This is a genomic window from Amycolatopsis sp. A1MSW2902 (assembly GCF_017312175.1).
GTDB classification, from domain to species: Bacteria; Actinomycetota; Actinomycetes; order Mycobacteriales; family Pseudonocardiaceae; genus Amycolatopsis; species Amycolatopsis nivea.
This window is the reverse complement of record NZ_QJPO01000001.1, coordinates 5585550-5607316: the sequence shown is the minus strand read 5'-3', so window position 1 is coordinate 5607316 and position 21767 is coordinate 5585550. Positions and strand designations below refer to the sequence as shown.

General features: G+C 66.8%; 19 protein-coding genes. 10 read left to right on the top strand and 9 right to left on the bottom strand.

Annotated elements, in window-relative coordinates; all coding sequences use genetic code 11:
* Positions 1-27: 27 nt before the first annotated feature.
* On the top strand, positions 28-987 hold the full coding sequence (locus tag DMP23_RS25695) for an SDR family NAD(P)-dependent oxidoreductase (RefSeq protein WP_337822756.1): 960 nt from the start codon (positions 28-30) through the stop codon (positions 985-987).
* A gap of 177 nt (positions 988-1164) precedes the next feature.
* On the opposite strand, the gene DMP23_RS25690 is transcribed toward DMP23_RS25695, so the two are convergent.
* Together DMP23_RS25690 and DMP23_RS25685 are read right to left on the bottom strand one after the other, a co-directional pair.
* Positions 1165-2265 carry a C40 family peptidase gene (locus DMP23_RS25690; protein WP_337822755.1) on the bottom strand — a complete coding sequence of 367 codons (1101 nt, stop codon included), beginning with the start codon at positions 2263-2265 and terminating at the stop codon, positions 1165-1167.
* Positions 2266-2780: 515 nt separating this feature from the next.
* Entirely contained in the window at positions 2781-3728 is a 948-nt protein-coding gene (locus DMP23_RS25685) for a nucleoside hydrolase (RefSeq protein ID WP_337822754.1), read from the bottom strand.
* Between the two features lie 52 nt (positions 3729-3780).
* Between DMP23_RS25685 and DMP23_RS25680 the strand changes: the two genes are divergently transcribed.
* Entirely contained in the window at positions 3781-4536 is a 756-nt protein-coding gene (locus DMP23_RS25680; RefSeq protein WP_037712791.1) for an acyltransferase, read from the top strand.
* Positions 4537-4602: 66 nt separating this feature from the next.
* On the top strand, positions 4603-4947 hold the full coding sequence (locus DMP23_RS25675; protein ID WP_337822753.1) for a nuclear transport factor 2 family protein: 345 nt from the start codon (positions 4603-4605) through the stop codon (positions 4945-4947).
* A gap of 108 nt (positions 4948-5055) precedes the next feature.
* Here the strand turns inward: DMP23_RS25675 and DMP23_RS25670 are convergent, their stop codons facing one another.
* From DMP23_RS25670 to DMP23_RS25660, 3 genes are all read right to left on the bottom strand, one after another.
* The gene (locus DMP23_RS25670; protein ID WP_337822752.1) at positions 5056-5580 is read right to left on the bottom strand and encodes a GrpB family protein; all 525 of its coding nucleotides are present in this window, start codon (positions 5578-5580) and stop codon (positions 5056-5058) included.
* A gap of 86 nt (positions 5581-5666) precedes the next feature.
* Positions 5667-6923 carry a threonine ammonia-lyase IlvA gene (ilvA, locus tag DMP23_RS25665; protein WP_043839134.1) on the bottom strand — a complete coding sequence of 419 codons (1257 nt, stop codon included), beginning with the start codon at positions 6921-6923 and terminating at the stop codon, positions 5667-5669.
* 61 nt (positions 6924-6984) lie between these two features.
* Positions 6985-8409 carry a short-chain fatty acyl-CoA regulator family protein gene (locus tag DMP23_RS25660; protein WP_037811830.1) on the bottom strand — a complete coding sequence of 475 codons (1425 nt, stop codon included), beginning with the start codon at positions 8407-8409 and terminating at the stop codon, positions 6985-6987.
* Positions 8410-8638: 229 nt separating this feature from the next.
* Between DMP23_RS25660 and aceA the strand changes: the two genes are divergently transcribed.
* The 6 genes from aceA (at position 8639) to DMP23_RS25630 (ending at position 14783) form a co-directional block, all read left to right on the top strand.
* The gene (gene aceA / locus DMP23_RS25655; RefSeq protein WP_037811829.1) at positions 8639-9928 is read left to right on the top strand and encodes an isocitrate lyase; all 1290 of its coding nucleotides are present in this window, start codon (positions 8639-8641) and stop codon (positions 9926-9928) included.
* A 69-nt stretch (positions 9929-9997) separates the two neighbouring features.
* Positions 9998-11602, top strand: coding sequence for a malate synthase A (aceB, locus tag DMP23_RS25650; protein WP_043839131.1), 1605 nt, complete (start codon positions 9998-10000; stop codon positions 11600-11602).
* 836 nt (positions 11603-12438) lie between these two features.
* Complete coding sequence (locus DMP23_RS25645; RefSeq protein ID WP_037811827.1) at positions 12439-12756, top strand: DMT family transporter; 318 nt, start codon at positions 12439-12441, stop codon at positions 12754-12756.
* Positions 12757-12790: 34 nt separating this feature from the next.
* A complete protein-coding gene (locus DMP23_RS25640; protein ID WP_051728875.1) occupies positions 12791-13195 on the top strand; it encodes a DMT family transporter in 405 nt (134 codons plus the stop codon).
* 132 nt (positions 13196-13327) lie between these two features.
* Complete coding sequence (locus tag DMP23_RS25635; protein ID WP_337822751.1) at positions 13328-14119, top strand: alpha/beta fold hydrolase; 792 nt, start codon at positions 13328-13330, stop codon at positions 14117-14119.
* A gap of 202 nt (positions 14120-14321) precedes the next feature.
* A complete protein-coding gene (locus tag DMP23_RS25630) occupies positions 14322-14783 on the top strand; it encodes a MarR family winged helix-turn-helix transcriptional regulator (RefSeq protein ID WP_134665620.1) in 462 nt (153 codons plus the stop codon).
* A gap of 68 nt (positions 14784-14851) precedes the next feature.
* Here DMP23_RS25630 and DMP23_RS25625 read toward each other — a convergent pair whose 3' ends face one another.
* Positions 14852-16105, bottom strand: coding sequence for a glycosyltransferase family 4 protein (locus DMP23_RS25625; protein WP_337822750.1), 1254 nt, complete (start codon positions 16103-16105; stop codon positions 14852-14854).
* A 530-nt stretch (positions 16106-16635) separates the two neighbouring features.
* Between DMP23_RS25625 and DMP23_RS25620 the strand changes: the two genes are divergently transcribed.
* Positions 16636-18450, top strand: coding sequence for a glycoside hydrolase family 2 protein (locus DMP23_RS25620; protein WP_337822749.1), 1815 nt, complete (start codon positions 16636-16638; stop codon positions 18448-18450).
* Positions 18451-18950: 500 nt separating this feature from the next.
* On the opposite strand, the gene DMP23_RS25615 is transcribed toward DMP23_RS25620, so the two are convergent.
* From DMP23_RS25615 to DMP23_RS25605, 3 genes are read right to left on the bottom strand one after another with little or no spacing between them, the layout of a single operon-like run.
* Positions 18951-19442, bottom strand: coding sequence for a glutathione peroxidase (locus DMP23_RS25615; protein WP_037811822.1), 492 nt, complete (start codon positions 19440-19442; stop codon positions 18951-18953).
* A gap of 17 nt (positions 19443-19459) precedes the next feature.
* The gene (locus tag DMP23_RS25610; protein ID WP_037811821.1) at positions 19460-20989 is read right to left on the bottom strand and encodes a 1,4-alpha-glucan branching protein domain-containing protein; all 1530 of its coding nucleotides are present in this window, start codon (positions 20987-20989) and stop codon (positions 19460-19462) included.
* Positions 20986-21759, bottom strand: a complete 774-nt coding sequence (locus DMP23_RS25605) for a class I SAM-dependent methyltransferase (RefSeq protein ID WP_337822748.1) — start codon at positions 21757-21759, stop codon at positions 20986-20988. The genes DMP23_RS25610 and DMP23_RS25605 overlap by 4 nt, the downstream gene beginning before the upstream one ends.
* Between the last annotated feature and the right edge of the window lie 8 nt (positions 21760-21767).

The following is a 21767-nucleotide window of genomic DNA, read 5'->3' as shown; positions in this document are numbered from 1 at the left end:
ATAGTTCGAAGGGTGTCTCAATCCTCCTTGATCCGCACGGCCTTCGACGCCACCAGTACCGCCGACGACGTCATCGCAGGCCAGAACCTCACCGGTGTCCGCGCAATCGTCACCGGTGCCACGTCCGGCCTTGGTCGCGAAACAGCCCGCGCGCTCGCATCCGTCGGTGCGGACGTCACCCTGGCCGTACGCAACACCGCCCTCGGCGCATGCGTCGCCGAGGAGATCGCCGCCTCCACCGGAAACCGAGCCGTCCGCGTCGCCCACCTCGAACTGGCCGACCTCGCCACCGTCGCCCGCTTCGCCGCAAGCTGGGACGGCCCGCTGCACCTGCTGATCAACAATGCCGGCGTCATGCGTCCGACCCTGGGGCGCACTCCACAGGGTTGGGAACTGCAGTTCGCGACCAATCACCTCGGCCACTTCGCGCTGGCACTGGGCCTGCGCGACGCCCTGGCCGCAGGCGCGAATCAGCGAGGAACGGCCCGGATCGTCGCGGTGACCTCCGGCGCGCACATGTACTCACCCGTTGTCTTTGATGACATCCACTTTACCCGCCGGTCCTACGACCCCCAATTGGCTTACGGGCAGTCGAAAACGGCCAACTCGCTGTTCGCCGTCGAAGCGACCCGCCGGTGGGCAGCCGACGGAATCGTCGCCAACGCGGTCAACCCCGGCGGAGTTTCCACTGGCCTGCAACGGGATTTCACCCAAGACATGAAGAACCACTTGGACCGGCTCGAAGCCGCCGGAATCTTCGCCTACAAGACCGTCGAACAAGGCGCGGCCACCACCCTCGTCGCCGCGACCGCCCTGGAATTCGCCCATAACGGTGGCCATTACCTGGATGACGGCAACGAATCCGCGACCGTTCCCGACGACGTCGACCTGGCTGGCAACAGCCACTCCGTCAAACGCTGGGCCCGCGACGCCTCGCCCGCGCACCAGGTGTGGGAGGTGTCCCTAGACCTGGTCCGTCAACGCTGACGAGGCCCGCTGGAGATCCAACACCGTCAGAGAAAAGCACGTCAGTTGCCACAAGCGCGTGTCTCACGTTCGCTAGGTTTTCGCCGTGCACACGACAGATTGAGCCGCGGACCTGTGGTTGCCATCGCAGGTCGCACCAATCCGCGGAACGGCATTCTCGAGAGATCACCGCGCAAGTCAGGCCGTCGGCCGTCCCGCCCCCGCGTAGTCGTCGCCGGGCTTTCGATACGGATGAACTTGCACCGCCTGCCCAGTCTGCGGCGCGTCGATCATCTGCTGATTCCCGATGTACAGCCCCACGTGATGGATCTTCGAAGCGGGCGCACCGTAGAAGATCAAATCGCCCAGCTGGGGTTCGCTCACATGGGGAACGCTGCGGAATTGCGTATCCGCCGTCCGCATCAGCTTGACGTCAGCGCTCGCGTAAGCAGCGGTCGTCAGACCGGAACAGTCGAAGCCCGGATCGGCGTCTCGAGTGCCATTGCCGCCCCAGACGTACGGCAGACCAATCTGGTCAATCGCGAAGTCGACCGCAGTGAGCACCGCGGGATTAGGCGGCTGATCGCTCTGGCCAACCGTGCCGTAGACGTTGGTCGTCGCAAGCGTCCGATGCAAGACGACCGGCGCTGGCTCCAATGTGGCGACCCCGTTCCACCAATCCGTCGCCAGATCGCGGCCATTCGCACAGAGCGCGCGCCCAGCCGTGAGCGCCGAATCATCGATGTTCTGAATGTCAGGCTTGCCACCGGACGCACTGCGCTGCCACTTGCTCCACACCGCGGGCGAGAGCTGCAATGGCCCCGCTGCCCCCGGCGTCGAAACAGGCCGGTGATAGAAGTCGAGAACCGCCACCGTGCCAAGCGGTTTCGCGAGAGTCCCGTTTTCCCCGACCCGATTACCCTGCGCCCGCCCATGATCGCTGGTGATCTTCCCGATCGCGGCGAGGGTGATCCAGGACAGGTGACAGTCAGGCTGCTCCTTGCTGAGCGTGACGGTCGCCTGCGCGTACCCGTTCATCGCCCGCAATGGGATATCGAGCCACTGACTGGTCCGCGACGCCCACGCCCCGAACTCCCCAGCCCTCGGCACCCCAGGCTGGGACGGCACCACCGACGTCGGCGCAGTCGCGACCGGAGCCGTCTTTGATGTACTCGGAACCAACGACGACGTCGCCGCGACGTTCCCGGAATTCGCATCGCCGGCACCGCCGCCCGGCAGAACCCGCACCGCGACAACCAACGCCGCGACGACCACCACAACCGCCGCCAACGTCACCACGGCCCGCCGATTCCGCGCGAGAAAACCCTGCCTCGCCGAACGTGCGCCTCCTTCGCCCTCCGAGGCTTGGCCCCCGTCGCCATTTAACGGCGACTCGCCAGCCAGCCCGGAGGTTTCGCCACTCAGCGGCGACTCGCTGGTCGACCCAGCATTTTCGCCACTCGCTGGCGACGAGTCACCCACCGCCGAAGGACCGGAGCCGCCCGATTCGCCGTTCACTGGCGATGCCTCACCGGCGGACGAACCACCCGCGTCGACTGTTTCGCCACTCAGCGGCGACACGCTGGTCGACCCAGCATTCTCGCCACTCACTGGCGACGAGTCACCCACCGAGGAAGGACCGGAGCCGCCCGATTCGCCAGTAACCGGCGACGCCCCACCGGCGAACGAAGGACCGGAGCCAGCCGATTCGCCGCTAACCGGCAACGAACCCGAGCCCCCAGGCTCCCCACCGGCCACCACACCAGGCGTGACCTGCGATTCGCCATCCAGCGGCGATCTCCCGGCCCCGTCCATCACCGGCCCCCGGCAAGTCTGGACAGCACGAACTCGCGCAGCACGTCCAGTTCCGTATCCACCGCCACCTCGATCGGCCGCCCGGTGGGCCTGTTCGGGACCGCCCGCCGGTCGACGATCGTCATGCCGCGGGTCGGGCCGAGGCCGGCGTCGATGTCGACCGGGTAGGTCTCCGTGCGCAGGATGCCCGGGCGGATCGCCTCGGCGACGGCCACCGCGTCGTGCATGACGATGCCTTCGTAGCCGAGCACCTGGCGGTAGTGCGCCAGGTAGTCCGGGGTGAACGAGTTCAGCGCCTGCCCGACCGGTCCGGACGCGGCGAGTTTCGCCAGCCACGTGCTGTCGACCGCGCACCGGTGGGTGAGATCGAGGGGGACCATCACGCACGGAACGTCGTCCTCGGCGATCACGCGTCGGGCCGCGTCTGGGTCGGCCCAGATGTTGAATTCGGAGACCGCGGTCGAGTTGCCGAGGGCGATCGCTCCGCCCATCAGGACGATGCGCGCGATCTTCGAACGCACCCCGGGGTGGGCCGCGAGCAGGGCGGCGATGTTCGTGAGCGGGCCGATCGGTGCGATGGTCACCGGTTCGTCCGAGGCTTCGAGCAGCGAGACCATCAGGCTGACCGCGTCCGAATCCTCGAGCGGACGGGTGGCGTCGGGCAGCGAAGCGGCGTGTCCGGAAAGTCCGTCGGAGCCGTGGACGGTGCTCGACCGGTGCAGCTCGCGGTACAGAAGCGGCCGCGAGGCACCCGCGGCGACCGGGACGTCCGGGCGGTCGCACATCTGCAGCAGCCGGCGCGCGTTTGAGGTGGTCGTGGCCAGCGGCACGTTGCCGAAGACAGTCGTCACGCCCAGCAGGTCGACGTCCGCCGACCTCGCGGCCAGTGCGATCGCGAAAGCATCATCGACGCCGGGGTCGGTGTCGATGATCAGCTTGGTCCCCATCCTGCTCCCCTTGCGTGTGGCCGGCCGTCGTCCACAGGTTACGGTCAAGGGCATGACGTCGATGTGGGGTGCGCCCGCGTTGTCGCGCGTGCGCGCCTGGCGGCGGGCCCGGCGGGACCCGCACCAGGCGAAGTTCCTGACGGCCGACTCGCTGCGCTGGATCCTGCGCAATCGCGCGTACACGCCGTGGTACCTCGTGCGCTATTACCGGCTGCTCAAATTCCGCATCGCGAACCCGCACATCATCCTGCGCGGCATGCTGTTCCTCGGCAAGAACGTCGAGATCCACTGCCGTCCCGGATACGGCCGGATGGAGATCGGCCGCTGGGTGCACATCGGCGACGGCAACGCCATCCGCTGTCACGAGGGGTCCCTTCGCATCGGCGACAAGTCGGTGTTCGGACGGCAGAACGTGATCAACTGCTATCTCGACATCGAGCTCGGCGCCGCCACGCTCGTCGCCGACTGGGTGTACATCTGCGACTTCGACCACGTGACCGCGGACATCCACGTGCCGATCAAGGACCAGGGCATCGTCAAGTCGCCGGTCCGGATCGGCCCGGACACGTGGCTCGGCACGAAGGTCAGCGTCCTCAAGGGCACGCGCGTCGGCCGCGGCAGCGTGCTCGGCGCGCACGCCGTGGTGCGCGGCGACATCCCGGACTACTCGATCGCGGTCGGTTCACCGGCCCGGGTGGTTCGCAACCGCGAGGACGACTACGCCGCGGATGCGGCCCGGCGCGAGGCCGTCGCCGACATGGCGCGCAAGGCGAACAAAGCACTGCAGAAAACGCTCGGCGACAGCTGACGCCAGCGCGGTCGCACGTCGAGTTCGGCGCCGAAAATAACCTGACAGCGTCGATAACCTCGCCTTATGAGCGAAGCCCTCAGCCGACACGTCGCCGCCTTCAACAACCGTGACTTGCAAGGCCTCCTCGATGGCTTCACCGAGGACGCGGTCTGGATCACCGGCAGCAGCGTCGTGCGCGGACGCGAGGAACTCACCGAGTTGTTCAAGGGTGCCATGGAACAACTTCTTCCGACGCTGACGGTCGAGAACGTTCTCGCGGACGGTGATCAGATTGCCGCCCAATTGACCGAACGGCTCACCCACAACGGCGAGGACCAGGTTTTCGCCATCGCCGGGTTCTATCGGCTGTCCGGAGACCGCATCAAGTCGGCGAAGATCTACCGCGAGGGCAGCGCCGAACTCGACTGACCGGTGTTGCCGTTTTTTGGCGAATCGCGCTGACCTGCGGAAACGTGAGCCCGAGCGGCCCGATTAGCCGGTCGGCGGCAGGGGAGCGGCCTACCTGGACGCCCGTGACTAGACGTCCCGGCCCGACGGCTCCGACAGCGCCTTCGCTACTACATCGTCGATGAAGGCGGTCTTCGCTGAGGTGTATGCAGCACGATCGGTGCGGAAGCGATGGGAGAGTGAGCGCTTCAGCGTCGCGTAGTCCTGCGCGGTGCTCGGGTGGGTGCGCAGGAAGTCCCGGAACGCGAGTACCCGAGCGAGATTCTCGTTGTCGGCTGCGCAGACGTAGAGGTGGTGCGGTGGGCTGTCCGGAGGCCGAGCGAAGGCTTCTCGACCGGGAATGCCGAGATCGCCTCTATGCCGATAGCCGATCGCCTGAAAACTGGCGACAACAGCAGGCAGGTCGTCGCGGGTGGCGATCACGACGGCCAGGTCGATGATCGGTTTAGCGGCCAGCCCGGGGACCGCGGTGCTGCCGACATGCTCGACGCGTTGCGCGAGTCCGCCCACCTCCGCAGTGATGCGGTCGCTGAGGCTGGCGAAGACCTGAGGCCATCGTGGGTCGTAGTCCACGATCTCGACTGGCGCGTCCACTCAGATCGTCCTCTTGGTTCGTGCTCTCGTCGGGCCACCCATCTCCTGGTCACGGCTTCGCGGGGCGTCGGGTGGACACCGGCACCTCAGAGCAGGAAATGGAACAACGGACTCCCCGGCTCCACCCGCTCGACCTGCAGCGGGCTCTTCTCCAACCGCGCCAGCAGCCCGGGCAGGTCCGCGCGCCGCGGGATCTCGACGCCGATCAGCGCGGGACCGATCTCCCGGTTGTTGCGCTTCACGTACTCGAACCGCGTGATGTCGTCCTCCGGCCCGAGGATTTCGTCAAGGAACCGCCGGAGCGCGCCGGGTTCCTGCGGGAAGCTGACGAGGAAATAGTGCTTCAGCCCCTCGTGCATGAGCGAGCGTTCGAGGACTTCGCTGTACCGGCTGACGTCGTTGTTGCCGCCGGACACGATGCACACCACCGTCTGCCCCTGCTCGACCTGCACGCTGGTCCCGAGCGAAGCGGCCGCGAGCGCACCCGCGGGTTCGGCGATAATGCCGTCCGACTGGTACATCGACAGCATTTCCGTGCACACCGCGCCCTCGGCGACGGACGTCAGCTCCGCGCCGCTGTCACGGATCAACGGGAACGTCACCTGGCCGGCCTCGCGCACCGCGGCGCCGTCCACGAACGGATCCACCGCGTCGATCCGCACCGGTTCGCCCGCTTCAAGAGCCGCCGCCATGCACATCGCGCCTGCCGGTTCGACGCCGACGACCCGGATGTCCGGATGCCGCTCGCGAACCCACGTCGCGATCCCAGCCAGCAACCCTCCGCCGCCAACAGGAACCACCAGGACATCCGGCACGAAACCGAGCTGCGAAACCACTTCAAGCGCGACAGTGCCCTGACCGGCGACAGTGCGGACGTCGTCGAACGCCGGCACGAGCGTGGCTCCAGTGCGGTGGGCGTCATCCTTAGCCGCGGCGAAGGCGTCTTCGTACGTCTCGCCGACGACGATGACCTCGATGTGCGCGCCACCGAGAGCCGCAATGCGTTCACGCTTCTGCCGCGGCGTCGTGCCCGGCACGTACACGCGACCGTTCGCCCCTAAGCGGCGACACGCGTACGCGACGCCTTGCGCGTGGTTGCCGGCGCTCGCGCAGACGACACCGCGCTCCCGCGTCGAAGCGTCGAGCTGCACGATGAAGTTGTACGCGCCGCGGATCTTGTACGAGCGGACCGTCTGCTGGTCTTCGCGCTTAAGCCAGACGCGCGCGTCTACGCGGGACGAGAGACGCGCGTTGGGCTCCAGGGGCGTACGTGTGACCACGCCCGCGAGCCGTTCGGCGGCCTGTTCGACCAGTTCTGCGTTCACCGTGTCGATGTCGTGCACTCGGGTGAATGTACTTCGCACCCGGTGAACACGTCCGGGGCACTCACGTCACTGGCCGCGTTCACGTCTTCGGCACCGCCGGGTACGGGACGAAGGTGCTGGTGTTTTCGTCCACCGTGAGCGGTTTGCCGATCGCCGGAAACGCGCGTTGCGAACAAGCGGGCCGGTCGCACACCTTGCACCCCATGCCGATCGGCGTCGCGGCGGCGGGTTCGTCCAGGTCAAGGCCGGTCGAGTAGATCAGCCGGCCAGCGTGTCGCAGCTCGCAGCCGAGGCCGACGGTGAACGTCTTGCCCGGGCTGCCGTACCCGCCGATATTGCGCGACACCGTCCGCGCGACCCAGAAGTACCGCTTGCCGTCCGGCAGCGCCGCGATCTGCGTGAGGATCTTGCCCGGAGAGGTGAAGGCCTCGTAGATGTTCCACAACGGGCAAGCGCCGCCGACGCGCGAGAAGTGGAAACCCGCCGCTGACTGGCGTTTCGACATGTTCCCGGCCCGGTCGACGCGCACGAACGAGAACGGCACGCCGCGCTGTTTTGGCCGTTGAAGAGTCGACAGCCGGTGGCACGTCGTCTCGAACCCGACGCCGAAGTGGTCGCAAAGGCGCTCGATGTCGTACCGGAACTCCTCGGCCGCGGCCAGGAACGGGCTGTACGGCAGGATCAGCGCGCCCGCGAAGTAGTTAGCCAGGCCGACGCGCGCGAGCGTCCGCGCGGCCGGGCCGGAAAACGCCCACGAATCGGCGAGTTCAGTGATCAGGTCGTCGTATTCCAGCAACGCGATCTGGGACGCCATCCGGAACGCCTGCTGTCCGACCCGGAGGCTCGGCGCCAGCCGCAACACCCGCGTCGCCGGCTCGTACCGATGCTGTTCACCTGCGGATTCGTTGATGCCCTCGTTCGTCACGTCGACGCCGTAGCGCTGCCACAGCCGTTCCTTGAGCGACCCCAGCACTGATCCGCGCCGCAGCGGGATCTGCGCGGCCATCCGCTCGGCCCGCTCGTCCAGTTCGGCGACGTAGTTCTCCCGCTCGTAGAAGAAGTCGCGGACCTCCTCGTGCGGCAGCGGGGCAGCGGCGCTCCCGTGCAGGCCGAGACCGTTTTCCGTGGTCAGCGCGGCCGTGCTCTCGACCGCGTTCCGGTAGCTGCGATGCAGTTTCACCAGCGCCTGGGCGATGGACGGCAAGTTGCTGGCCAGGTCGTTCAGCTCGCTCGTGGTCGCTTCGACGCCGACAGCCTCGTCGAGCAGGGCTTCCTTCACATCGGCGACGAGCCGCGAGGTGTCGTTGTTGGCGAAAAACTCCGTGTCGACGCCGAATGCCTGCGTGATCCGCAGCAGCACCGGCACGGTCAGCGGGCGCGAGTTGTGCTCGATCTGATTGAGGTAACTGGGTGAGATCTCGAGCACACGGGCGAGATCCGCCTGGCTCATCGACCGGCTTTCGCGCAGATGCCGCAGCCGCGCCCCGGCGAAAGTTTTGTCCATGAGTGCTCCGTCCGGCCGGAAGGTTTCCGGGCCTGAACGATTACGTGAACGATCAAGCCCGCGAATTTTCGGTGTGGTTGCGAACAGCAGATTCGCAACCTTTGCAACATGCTAGGCAATCTTCGCAGAAATTGGCAAATTGGAGCAGTAGACCGAGTTTTCCCGCTCGTGTCAGGGTCGTGACCAGGCAAGGCGAGCAATCGCAAACTTCGCAACACGGGAGAGTCCGATGACCGAGCAGGCCAATCAGCTCGAGCAGGCGGCGGCCGAGCTGGCCGAGCAGTGGAAGACCGACCCCCGCTGGGCGGGTGTCCAGCGGACCTACTCCGCCGCCGACGTGGTGAAGCTTCGCGGTTCTGTCGTCGAAGAGCACACCCTCGCCCGTCGCGGCGCCGAGAAGCTGTGGGAGCTGCTGCACAGCGAGGACTACGTCCACGCGCTGGGCGCGCTCACCGGCAACCAGGCCGTGCAGCAGGTGCGCGCCGGCCTGAAGGCCATCTACCTGTCCGGCTGGCAGGTCGCCGCCGACGCCAACCTCGCCGGCCAGACCTACCCGGACCAGAGCCTCTACCCGGCCAACTCGGTCCCGGCCGTTGTCCGCCGCATCAACAACGCGCTGGGCCGCGCCGACCAGATCAACTGGGCCGAGGGCAACGGCGACATCGACTGGTTCGCCCCGATCGTCGCCGACGCGGAAGCCGGCTTCGGCGGTCCGCTGAACGCGTTCGAGCTGATGAAGGGCATGATCGCGGCCGGCGCCGCGGGCGTGCACTGGGAAGACCAGCTCGCGTCCGAGAAGAAGTGCGGCCACCTCGGCGGCAAGGTCCTTATCCCGACCAAGCAGCACGAGCGCACCCTGAACGCCGCCCGTCTCGCCGCCGACGTGCTGAACGTGCCGTCCCTGGTCGTCGCCCGCACCGACGCGCAGGCCGCGACCCTGCTGACCAGCGACGTCGACGAGCGCGACCGCAAGTACCTCACCGGCGGCCGCACCTCCGAGGGCTTCTACGAGGTCAACAACGGCATCGAGCCGTGCATCGACCGCGGCCTGGCCTACGCGCAGTACGCCGACCTGCTGTGGATGGAGACCTCCACGCCGGACCTCGAGGTCGCCCGCAAGTACGCCGAGGCGATCAAGGCGCAGTACCCGGACCAGATGCTGGCCTACAACTGCTCGCCGTCGTTCAACTGGAAGAAGCACCTCGACGACGACACCATCGCGCGGTTCCAGCGCGAGCTCGGCGCCATGGGCTACAAGTTCCAGTTCATCACGCTGGCCGGTTTCCACGCGCTGAACTACTCGATGTTCGACCTGGCGCACGGCTACGCCCGCAACGGCATGAGCGCCTACGTCGACCTGCAGGAGCGCGAGTTCGCTTCGGAGGAGCGCGGCTACACCGCGACGAAGCACCAGCGCGAGGTCGGCACCGGCTGGTTCGACCTGGTGTCCACCGCGCTGAACCCGGAGAGCTCGACCACCGCGCTCAAGGGTTCGACCGAAGAAGACCAGTTCCACTGACGCACCCGCGGGCCGGCGATTCCGGTCGCCGGCCCGCCCCTTCCCTTTCCCCCTTCGCGGAGGTACGAGATGGCTGACACGTTGAACACCCGCATCGAGGTCACCGGTCCCGCCGATGGCCGCTTCGCCGAGATCCTCACCCCGGCAGCACTGGACTTCGTAGCCAAACTCGACAACACCTTCGCCGGACGCCGCCGCGAACTCCTCGACGAGCGCCGCCGCCGTCGTGAGCGGCTGCAGTCGGGGGAGGAGCAGCTGGACTTCCTGCCCGAAACGCGGTCGATCCGGTCGGACGAGAGCTGGCACATCGCTCCCGTCGCGCCCGGTCTGGAGGACCGCCGCGTCGAGATCACCGGCCCGACCGACCGGAAGATGACGGTCAACGCGCTCAACTCCGGCGCGAAGGTGTGGCTGGCGGACTTCGAGGACGCGACGTCGCCGACCTGGCACAACGTCGTCGACGGCCAGCTCAACCTGTTCGACGCCATCCGCCGCAACATCGACTTCACCACCGAGGCCGGCAAGCGCTACACGATCGGCGACGACCCGGCGACGATCGTCGCCCGCCCCCGCGGCTGGCACCTGGTCGAGAAGCACATCCGCATCGACGGCCGCCCGGTTTCGGCGAGCCTCGTGGACTTCGGCCTGTACTTCTTCCACAACGCCCGGCAGCTCCTGGCGCGCGGCAGCGGCCCGTACTTCTACCTGCCGAAGCTGGAAAGCCACCAGGAAGCGCGCCTGTGGAACGACGTGTTCCTGCTGGCGCAGAAGGAACTCGGCATCCCGCGCGGCACCATCCGCGCGACCGTGCTGATCGAGACGATCACCGCGGCCTTCGAGATGGACGAGATCCTCTACGAACTCCGCGAGCACGCGGCCGGCCTGAACGCCGGACGGTGGGACTACATCTTCAGCGTCATCAAGAACTTCTCCGCGCACGGTGCCGACTTCGTGCTGCCGGACCGTGCTCAGGTGACGATGACGGTCCCCTTCATGCGCGCCTACACCGAACTGCTCGTCAGCACCTGCCACCGCCGCGGGGCCCACGCGATCGGCGGGATGGCCGCGTTCATCCCGAGCAAGGACCCGGTCACCAACGAGAACGCGCTGGAGAAGGTCCGCCAGGACAAGGAACGCGAGGCCGGCGACGGCTTCGACGGCTCCTGGGTCGCGCACCCCGGCCTGGTCCCGGTGTGCCGCGAGGTGTTCGACCAGGTGCTCGGCGGCTGGCCGAACCAGCTCGGCAAGCTGCGTGAGGACGTGACTGTCGACGCTTCGGACCTGCTTGACGTCGCGAGCGCCGGCGGCGAGGTCACCGAAGCGGGCGTGCGGGCGAACATCAACGTCGCCCTCCGCTACATCGACTCCTGGCTGCGCGGCACCGGTGCCGCGGCGATCCACAACCTCATGGAAGACGCCGCGACCGCGGAAATCGCGCGGTGCCAGGTGTGGCAGTGGATCCGCAACGGCACGAAGCTCGAGGACGGCACGGCGTTGACCCACGAGCTGGCCGTCGAATTCCTGGACGACGAGCTGACGAAGGTCCGCACGGACCTCGGCCCGTCGGCCCGCCTCGACGACGCCCGCGCGATCTTCACCGAGACCGCCCTCGGCGAGAAGCTGCCGAGCTTCCTCACGACTGTCGCCTACGCCCGCTACCTGACCGAGCGGTGACAGGCTCCGGTCGCCAGTGACCTGACCACCGGCGACCGGTTACCCCGCACCACATTTTGGGATGGTGCAGGGGACGGGTCCGGTGGCGGAGGCTCCCCGCCACCGGACCCGGGTCTTTCCGGACCCGCGCTCCTTCGCCGCTGAGCGGCGAGGGGCGCGGGTTTTCGGCTTCGCGGGTTCTCGATGCTTCGGGCTTGGGTCTTGGCTGGCTTGGCTTCTCGCTCACTTCCGCTCACACGCTGCCCGACCCCCGGGTGCTGTTCGGGTGTCGTGGCCGCTCAGTGGCGAATCCCGCGTACGCCCCAGGTCGCGCTTGATCTCGCCTCTCGTTCAGAGCACGCCGATCACCGCTCCCAGTTCGACCGCGTTACCCAGTTCGGACCGGCGCTCCAGCCCCGACGCCCGATGTCGCCGAGTCCCTGACACGCCCGCGCCGGATGGATTTCGCCCGCTCTCTTCAACCGGTCTCCAGCCTTGGCCGCGCCCAGCCATCGCTCCTCGAACGGCCTATCCCGCGGAGATCTCGGCTCCTCACCCGGTCCGCCCGAGAACGCGAACGAGCTGCGCCGATCTGCCCCACTCCGCCGTCGCCCGGCCGAACCACCGTTGCCGCTCAATGGCGAATGCCTGGTAGACGCCCATTTCAAGCCTTCGATCGCCCTCCTGGTCACGACGGCTCCCTTCCGCGGCAGGCACCCGAAGCCGCGCCGCCCACCTGCCGAACACCCCTTGCCTATTTGATTCGACATACATATATTGCACATGTAACTACCTGGGGAGCGTCGCCGGCGAGGGTGCCGGGCAGCTTCCGATCTGACTCGCATTCGGAGAAACCCATGCATTGGCTTTACCTCGGCATCGCTGTGCTCTTCGAGATCGCCTTCGCGCTCGGAGCCAACGCCACGGACGGGTTCACCAAGCTGTGGCCGTCGGTGTTCACGCTGGTCATGGCAGCCGGTGGCATCTTCTTCCTCAGCCGGGCCCTGCTGACCCTCGACGTCGGCGTCGGCTACGCGATCTGGACCGGTCTCGGCTCGGTGGGCATCGTGCTGCTGGGCGCGCTGATCTTCAAAGAGAAGCTCAACTGGCGCAAGCTCATCGGCTTCGGCCTGGTGATCTGCGGCATCATCGGTCTCCAGCTAACCGGTGCCTGACGCTCCTCTTCCCGCTCCCGAAAGGATTTCCGCCGTGTCCGTTCAGCCCGAAGCAGCACCAGCCATCACACCGGAGAGTACGCAGACTAATCGCCGAGCATGGGGCATCCTTCTCTTCGCCGGAGTCTGCGAAATCGCGTTCGCCGTCAGCACGGACGGCAGTCGAGGCTTCACCAACCTGCCGTGGTCGATCGCCACGGTGATTACGGCCGCCGCAACGATTTTCACGCTCAGCCTGGCCTTGCGCACCATCGATGTCGGCGTCGGTTATGCGGTCTGGACGGGTATCGGCGCGAGCGGTGCCGCGATCTTCGGCGCGATCATCTTCGGCGAAAGTCTGGGACCGCTGCGCATCCTGTTCCTGGCAGTGATCATCACCGGCGTCATCTGCCTCAAACTCGCCGGCGGATCCACCGACTCGGCGAAGGCCGACGACTGACCGTATCCAGCCCGCCGTCCCGCCAAATCCGCCAACTGGCGGCGAATCTGCCTAACTCTGGCGGCGGGCGCCGTGAGCACGTTTTCGTCACTACGCTGCACCATTGCTTGCGACGAACCTGGAGGCCAGCCAATGCCGATGGCGACCGTCAACGACCGCCCGCTCTTCTTCGCCGACACCGGGGGAGACGGACCGGTCTTGCTCCTGGGACACGGCTACTTCCTGGACCACTCAACGTTCTCGCCGCAAGCAGCGGTGCTCGCGCCCACGTGGCGCCTGATCACCTGGGACGCCCGCGGCCACGGGCAAACCCCGGACGACGACCCCGGCACCTCATACACCTATTGGGACCAAGCCCGAGACGCGCTCGGCCTGCTCGACCACCTGGGCATCGAACGCGCCGTCGCAGGCGGACTGTCCCAAGGCGGATTCATCGCGCTACGAATCGCTTTGCTGGCACCCGAACGAGTCGCAGGCCTGGTGCTGTGGGATACCGAAGCAACACCGTGCGACCCAGCCGACAAAGCAGCCTACGGCGATATGTTCGCCGCATTGCGCGAATACGGACCAATCGATGACCTCATCGTACCGTTGTCGACCCAGCTGCTCGGAGAATCCGACCTGCGTGACGAGTTGCGCGCACGATGGTGTGCCGCACCCGCACTGCCGCTAGGCCCGGCCGCGCACTGCCTGCTGGAACGAGACGACGTCTCGCCCCGACTGAACGAAATCACCTGTCCGACGTTGCTGATGTGGGGCGAGCAAGACGTTTCTCTTCCCCACGACCGCATGGACCTGCTGAGCGAACGCCTCCAGAACGCCGGAGACGTGCACGTAATCCGCGGCGCGGCCCACACCCCAACCCTGACTCATCCGGAGCAGGTCAACCCGTTGCTGCAACAGTTCCTGCAGACGCTGGCCTGACCGGTACCACCGAGCGGCCGAGACTGCTCGCGCAGCCCGAAACCCCGAATTCTCCCACCTCCCAGTGCCATGCAGACCACCGCGATCTCCGGACATGAGAGGCTTGACGAACGCACAATTGCATGCACGCACATGTGCTATACAAGAGGTCTCGGCGTCACTTCTCGACGCTGGACGAGGCTTTGCCGGAGAGGTCGTTCGCGTGACCACCACACCTTCCCCTGGCCGCAAGCAGGCCGGGGCGAAACTCACCACCCTCGGCGCGATGTGGCCCCGCATGATGGCACTTCGCAGCCGTATCGACCATGAGGTCGAGCAAGCCCTGCAACGGCAGCTGCACCTGGGCTTCTCGGAATTCGTCGCCCTGATGTCGCTGGCCGATCGACCCGACGGCGAACTCCGCATGCAGGAGCTCGCGGACGCGACGTCACTCAACCAGAGCTCCGCGACCCGCCTGGTGGGCCGGCTCGAGCGGACCGGTCTGACCGAACGACGTCTCTGCGAATACGACCGCCGAGGCGTCTACACCGGAATCACCGACGCCGGACGAGCCACGTTGCGCAAGGCTGTCCCGGTCTACGAAGCAGCCTTGGCGAACGCTTTCGACCGCGTGGCAGCGGACCCCGACTACCGCGACCTCATCGCCGCCGTCGATCCCCGCTGAAAGCGCCCTGACCAGGTATTCGCCACTGAACGGCGAATCTCGCCGACCACCTTCGACCAGCGCTTGACCTACACCTCGAACGCGTTGCCAGTCGCGATCTTCGGCCGTCCCAACTCTACCGGTTCGCCGACCCGAGCCCGCCGATAAACCTCGACGGTCGCCTCAGCGATCCGTCCCCAATCGAAGTCCGCGCTCAGCCGGGCCTGCGCCGCACGCGCGCGCCGGGTCGCAGCCGGGACGTCGCTCAAGACAGTCGTCACGGATGAGGCGAGACCCGCGACGTCACCTGGCGCGAAGGCCAAGCCGGTCTCCCCGTCGATGACAACCTCGCCGAGCCCGCCCGCGGTCGACGCCACCAACGGCGCTTTCGCGGCAGCAGCTTCCAGCGCGACGATCCCGAACGGCTCATACCGGCTCGGCAGCACGACTGCATCGGCCGCGGCGAGGAGAGCTCGCAGGTCACGGTCGGAAAGATGACCGACGAAGTCCACCGCCCGGCGAATCCGCAGCTTTCGAGCCTGCGCGACGAGTTCGTCGTGATGTCGCCCTTTACCGGCGACGACCACCCGAGTCCCTGGAAACCGCCGGCGGATCCGGGGCAGCGCGGCCAGCAGGTCTTGCACGCCCTTTTCCCACTCAAGCCGGCCGAAGAACAGCAGGAACGGAGCCCCGTCCGGGCTGTGCTGCTCCCGCATCCGCGCGACCTCGCTGGACGATACGCGCCAGCTGCGCCCCTCGATGCCGTTGTGGATCACCGAGACGTCAGCTGGGTCGATCTCGAAGAGGTGCGCGACCTCCTTGCGCATGGCCTGCGAACAGGTGATCACCGCGTCGGCGCGGTTGGCCAGCCACCATTCGACCGAATGCACCTGCTGGTTGAGCGGATGCGACAGCCACCCCGAATGCCGGCCCGCTTCGGTCGCGTGGATCGTCCCGACGAGCGGCACCCGGGCAGCCTCGGCGACCGCGATCGCCGGATGCGTGACCAGCCAGTCGTGGGCATGGACGACGTCGGGTTGCCACGTGCGGAGCAAATCCTGCGCCGCCCGGATCATGGCGTGGCCCATGGCGAGCGTCCACGCGACGAGATCCCGCTCGAAAGTCAGGTGCATCGGATCCTCGGCCACGCGGACGACCCGGACCCCCTCGATGACCCGATCGCTGCGCGGATGCGTCGAGGCGTCGGTGCCCGCGGTGTGCCGGCAGAGGACGACGACGTCGTGGCCCTGCTGCGCGAGGTGCCTCGCCAGCGCGTGAACGTGCCGGGCCAGTCCGCCGATGACCACCGGCGGGTACTCCCAGGACAACATCAGCACGCGCATGGCCCGAGGTTACTCGCCAGTCGCTTACCCCGGGGCGGCCGCCCGAACGACCGGCGGAAAGCCTCGCCGTCAGCTGGTGAAAAAGTGCCGGAGCAAGGAAGAATCAGCTGGTCAGAGCGTTTCGCCAAAAAACGGCAACAGGTCCGCCCGGCCGATTCGACGGCTCGTGACCACCGCATCCCCGCAGCTCAGCACCCCGCTGCGGCTCGCAGAGAGCACCAGGCCGAAGACATACGTTCCAGCTACAGCCACCCGTCGCGACGAGCAACCCTCACGCGCCGCGGCACACCCACTGCGCCCGCGGGCGAAGCGCGCTGGCGAGCTGCTGACCAGCGATTAGCCACTAAATGGCGAGGAGGTTGTCGACGGCATCTCCACCGTCTCGCCTGGGAAACCTCCACCAAGGACCAGTTGCCAGCCAGCGACCACCGACAGCCGACATGACCGTCGCGCAGGGCCTGGGTCGTCGGCTGCCCAGGTGGTGCCCAAGCCATGCCGCGGATCGCGATTCTCTGCCACCATGACCAGTGATGACTCCAACAGAGCCCGAATGGCAGCAAGCGGATCCGCCACTGACCACCCCGTGGACCGACCGAGTCGACCCGGCCGCGGTGCTGCCCGAGTACCCACGCCCCCAGCTCCGCCGGCTGGAATGGCTGAGCCTCAACGGCATCTGGGAGTACGCAGGATGGCCCGCTTCGCCCGCGGAGCCGCGCCCGGCCGGGTATAGCGAGCGCATCCTGGTTCCCTTCGCGCCGGAATCGGCGCTCTCCGGAATCGGCCGACGCGACGAAGTGCTCTGGTACCGGCGGTTGTTCGAGGTTCCGGAAAGCTGGCGCGGGCGACGGGTGTTGCTGCATTTCGGTGCAGTCGACCAGAAAGCTGAGGTTCGGGTCAACAACCAGACAGTGGTCACCCATGAGGGCGGGTACACGTCGTTCTCCGCGGACATCACAGACGCGCTCCGTGCATCGGGACCGCAGGAAATTACCGTTCGCGCAGAGGACCGGACGGACATCGAGCCGTACCCGATCGGCAAGCAGCGCAACGAACCTGGCGGTATCTGCTACACCCCGACGTCGGGAATCTGGCAGACCGTCTGGGTCGAGCCGGTGCCGAACGAGCGCATTTCCTCCCTCGAAATCACCTCGGACCTATCCGGCGTCTCAGTGTTCCCGCAGGTCACCGGTGGCGCTCAAGTGGAGCTGATCGTTTCGCCGCCAAACGGCGACGAGGCAGTACGCGTTCGGAGCACCGCCGGCGTGCGGCTGCGAGCAAACCTTCCGGAACCGCATCTGTGGTCTCCCGACGATCCGTTTCTCTACGACATCACCGTCCGGCTTCTCGATGCGCACGGTGATGTATTGGACGAAGTCGCCAGTTATTGCGGCCTGCGAACGGTAGAAATCGTCCCGGATGTCGACGGACAGCCACGGATCGCTGTGAACGGCCGGATCACCTTCCTGCACGGACCACTCGACCAGGGCTACTGGCCGGATGGCGGTTACACCGCGCCGACAGACGAGGCGCTCCGGTTCGATCTGGAGAAGACGAAGGAACTCGGGTTCAACCTGGTCCGCAAGCACGTCAAGGTCGAACCCGCGCGCTGGTACTACTGGGCGGACCGGCTGGGTTTGGCGGTCTGGCAGGACATGCCGTCACTGGTCGTCTCGTTCGCCGGACCGCCCGGGCACGCGCCGGATCCGCTGCCCGAAGGACAACAACGGTTCGAGGCCGAACTGCGGGAAATGGTCGCGCAGCTGAGCAACGTCACGTCGATCGTCGCCTGGGTGCCGTTCAACGAAGGCTGGGGAGAATTCGACACTGCCCGGATTGCCGCGCTCGTAAAGGAACTCGACCCGACTCGGCTGGTGATCGCCAACAGCGGCGTGAACTGCTGTTTCTCTCGCCCCGACACTGGTGCTGGCGACATCTACGACGACCACACCTACGTCGGGCCAGGGGAGCCGCACGAGGGGGACCATCGCGCCCTGGTGGACGGTGAATACGGCGGCCTGGGCTTGGTGCTCGACGACCGCATTTGGCCAGGTCCGCCCAACGCCTACGAAATGACGGCGGATTCCACGCATCTCACTCGCCGGTACGCGGAGGTGAGTGAACGCCTCGAACGGTTGGTTTCCGATCTGGGGTTGTCCGGCGCGATCTATACTCAGACCACTGATGTAGAGAACGAAGTGAACGGCCTCCTCACCTACGACCGCCGAGTGGAAAAGCTCGACTTCACCGACGCCGCGAACCACAACCGAGCGGTGATCGCGCGTGGTTCGTATCCCGACGTGAAGACCGCGGCCGAACTGGCTGGCGAGGCTTCGGACAGCCGTTGACCTGCAATTCGCCGTTGAGCGGCAACGCGAGACAGGCAGCCCTGCACTGGGCTGCGGCCTGGGGGACGAACCAGGCCGACTTGCGATTCGCCGCTCACTGGCGACGAACTGGCCAACGGTGTTTCGAAGCTGCCAGGGTTTCGTCCAGTTCGGACATGGCGGGTCACCGTCCACCGTGCTGTGCCGACGTCACTGCCGAATTAGCCTTTGAACGGCGACGGCATCCTCGGTCGTGGCACCGGCCTGACGTTGTGGTGCGCGGTGACGTCCACTCGTGGCGACTTATGGCGCTGGTCGTCAGTCGCCGATAAGTGGCGACACCACCGCGGACAAGCAGAGGTGAGGAACGCCGGATCTTTCGCCACTGAGCGGCAACGGCAGCAAACGGCTAGCGCTGTCTCCTTGGGAAGCCAGCCGCCTCGGCGTTTGCCAGCAGTTGCCGAAAAACGGCAAATGCCCTCCGGCCGCGATGAACGCTGGCCGGAGAGCAGGACCGGAGCTCAAGCAGGCAGCGCCGCTTCGATCGCCGCGACGATCGTCTCGTCTTCGGGCTCCGTGCGCGGCCGGAAGCGACCGAGCACCTTGCCGTCCGGGCTGATCAGGAACTTCTCGAAGTTCCACTGCACGTCACCGGCTTCGCCGTCCGCGTCGGGAGTTTCCGTGATGCTCGCGTAGAGCGGGTGCCGGTCTTCGCCGTTGACGTCGACCTTTTCGAACAGCGGGAAAGACACACCGTACGTGGTGGAGCAGAACGTCTGGATCTCCTCCGCCGTGCCTGGCTCCTGACCGGCGAACTGGTTGCAGGGGAACCCGACGACCGAGAAGCCCTTGTCGCCGTAGCGTTCTTGCAGGCGTTCCAGGCCGGTGTACTGCGGCGTCAACCCGCACTTCGACGCCACATTCACCACGAGCAGCGTCTTGCCGGCCAGCGGTCCGCCAAGAGTGGCGTCTTCGCCAGACAGAGTCTTGAGGGGCAGGTCGCGGATTCCCATGGAGTTCCTTTCGATCGTCATGCGCGAGGACGCCGCAGGGTGCGCGCGTCCAGATGTCCGAACGGGCCGTCGGCCCGGCGGTATTCCTCGGCCAGGGCGAGCGCGCGAGAGCGATCTCCGCTGCGCAGCAACCCTGCCAAGGCGTCGAACCGCTCGGTGTGCACACGAGCGCGCCGGCGGGCGTAGTCGGCGGCGGAGTCTTTGGTGACCATGAACGCCCAGTCGCTGGACAGTGCCATCATCGCCTCGGCGACGGCCTGATCGGCAACGGCGTCGCGAGTGGTCCCATCCTGCTTATCGACCAGGTCGAGCAGGCGGGCCTGCAGTGCGGTGTTGTCCTGCACCATGTCCGCGACCTGCTCGCCGTCCCATACACGCCAGTCCTTGCCGGAACCCCATGAGGATGCGGGCAGCTGGACCGGTTCGCCTAGGTGGCCAGCCTCGAGCGCGCCGCGCAACGTGGTCACCCGGACGCCTGCTTCGGGCAGTGCGCGCAGGATTCCTTCGAGCCACGCGGGCCCTTCGTGCCACCAATGTCCGAAGAGTTCCGTGTCGTATGCCGCAACCACTAGCGACTCGCGCCCATGTTGCTCGCGGAGAGACCTCAGACGCGCGACGACTGTCTCGACGAAATCCTTGACGTGCGAACCTAAAACGTCCGCGGCGAGCGCGGGATCGTAGGGAGCTTTGTCTTGTGGCTCAACGGTTTTGCCGGTGACGCGCGACGCCTTCAGCCCGACTTCATGTGCCCAGGTGTGGAAATCCCGATACGCGGCATGGCCTGGATAGCCGGCTTTCGGCGACCAAACCCGGTAGGTGACTTCGAGATCGCGGCCGAAGCAGACGACGTCGGAGTCTCCGACAGGATGCGCGGCCGAAGTGTCACCATGGAGTGAAGGACCATCGACAAGGAAGCGTCGCACACCGGCATCGTGATAATCTTGTTCCATCCCCGGTGCATAACCACATTCAGGTGCCCAAATACCTTCTTGTGCGCGGCCAATGCGCAGCGCGGTGTCCTCGAGCCCGGCCTGGAGAGCGAACCGTCGCACTCGCTGGTCCAGCAGCGGCTGGAACGGATGCGCCAGCGGTCCGCCGAGCAGTTCGATCGTGTCACTGTCTACAAGCGACCGAAGAACCGGCGAGAAACCGTGCCGCCAGCGCGTTTCCAGCTCCTCGGTGGCGTGCATAGCGGCCTGGTGCTCGGCGGCGGCCAGGTCGCGCAGCAATGGATCGCCGTGCCAGAGCGTCGATGCGTGCTGCGTGCGCAGCTGCCAATGGCCGATCCAGTCGTGGCAGGCGCGGATGGCGTACGGATCGTCGAGCTGTGCGGCGAGAACCGGTGTCATGCCGAGTGTCAGGACGTCGCGTCGCCCCTCAGCGGCGAATCGGCGCAGCAGGTCGACGACCGGCAGGTACGAATGCGTCCACGCCTGGTACAGCCACTCCTCGCCGACAGGCCAGCTGCCATGGTGCGGCAGCCATGGCAGGTGGCTGTGCAGGACGAGGCAGAACGTGCCTTCGTGGGCGGGATTCCGGGCGCTCACGGGCGCACCGCCACGGCCACCAGGTCGAGGCTCGCGTCTAGATCGTCGCTGTGGACGGCGAAATCGTCGGCCCGGATCGCCGCGACGTCCGCGAGGAGGTCGGCGGGCCAGGCGGCCTGTCCGGGGAGCGAACCCATGACCACGTCTAGTTGGGCGTCGATGATCGAACCGCCATAACGGGTTTCGATGGTGCGTAGGGATTCCGCATGGTGCAGCCCGTTCAGCGCCGCCACGGTGAATCCGGCTGCGCGCAGCAAGTCGTCCATTTCGGACGGTGCCAGTTCGCGCGTGTGGAACGGGTTGAGCGGAGTGTCGCTGTCCGGCGTGAAAGTGAGCCGATTCGGGGTCGTGACCAGCAGTTTTCCGCCCGGGCGCAGGACCCGGAAGCATTCGGCGAGGAAACCGTCCTGGTCCCAGAGGTGCTCGATCACCTGGAAGTTCGCCACCACGTCGACCGCGCCGTCATGCAACGGGAGGTACGCGAGGTTCGCGCGCGCGACGTCGACACTTGGGTACCTGCGTGCGACGTGCTCGGTGGTCGGTACGTCGTAGTCCAGTGCGAGCACTCGCCGGGCATGCTGGGCGATGAGCCCGGCGCCGTAGCCCTCGCCGCAGCCGGCTTCGAGCACCGTCGCGTCGGTGCAGTGGGGGAGGAGGGCGAGGTACGCGGCTTCATGGCGGCGGAACCAGTAATTTTCCTCGGGGATGCCGGGGACGGTCCGTTCGCCGGTGAGGTGCAGTGCCTCGGCCCGGGTGGCTGCGTTGGTCACCTGCGCGA

Excerpts from the sequence above, each read along its gene's own strand:
- DMP23_RS25685 (WP_337822754.1), bottom strand. The coding sequence starts at position 3,728 with ATGGGGACCAAGCTGATCATCGACACCGACCCCGGCGTCGATGATGCT.
- DMP23_RS25680 (WP_037712791.1), top strand. The coding sequence starts at position 3,781 with ATGACGTCGATGTGGGGTGCGCCCGCGTTGTCGCGCGTGCGCGCCTGG.
- DMP23_RS25675 (WP_337822753.1), top strand. The coding sequence starts at position 4,603 with ATGAGCGAAGCCCTCAGCCGACACGTCGCCGCCTTCAACAACCGTGAC.
- DMP23_RS25660 (WP_037811830.1), bottom strand. The coding sequence starts at position 8,409 with ATGGACAAAACTTTCGCCGGGGCGCGGCTGCGGCATCTGCGCGAAAGC.
- aceA (WP_037811829.1), top strand. The coding sequence starts at position 8,639 with ATGACCGAGCAGGCCAATCAGCTCGAGCAGGCGGCGGCCGAGCTGGCC.
- aceB (WP_043839131.1), top strand. The coding sequence starts at position 9,998 with ATGGCTGACACGTTGAACACCCGCATCGAGGTCACCGGTCCCGCCGAT.
- DMP23_RS25645 (WP_037811827.1), top strand. The coding sequence starts at position 12,439 with ATGCATTGGCTTTACCTCGGCATCGCTGTGCTCTTCGAGATCGCCTTC.
- DMP23_RS25635 (WP_337822751.1), top strand. The coding sequence starts at position 13,328 with ATGCCGATGGCGACCGTCAACGACCGCCCGCTCTTCTTCGCCGACACC.
- DMP23_RS25625 (WP_337822750.1), bottom strand. The coding sequence starts at position 16,105 with ATGCGCGTGCTGATGTTGTCCTGGGAGTACCCGCCGGTGGTCATCGGC.
- DMP23_RS25620 (WP_337822749.1), top strand. The coding sequence starts at position 16,636 with ATGACTCCAACAGAGCCCGAATGGCAGCAAGCGGATCCGCCACTGACC.
- DMP23_RS25615 (WP_037811822.1), bottom strand. The coding sequence starts at position 19,442 with ATGGGAATCCGCGACCTGCCCCTCAAGACTCTGTCTGGCGAAGACGCC.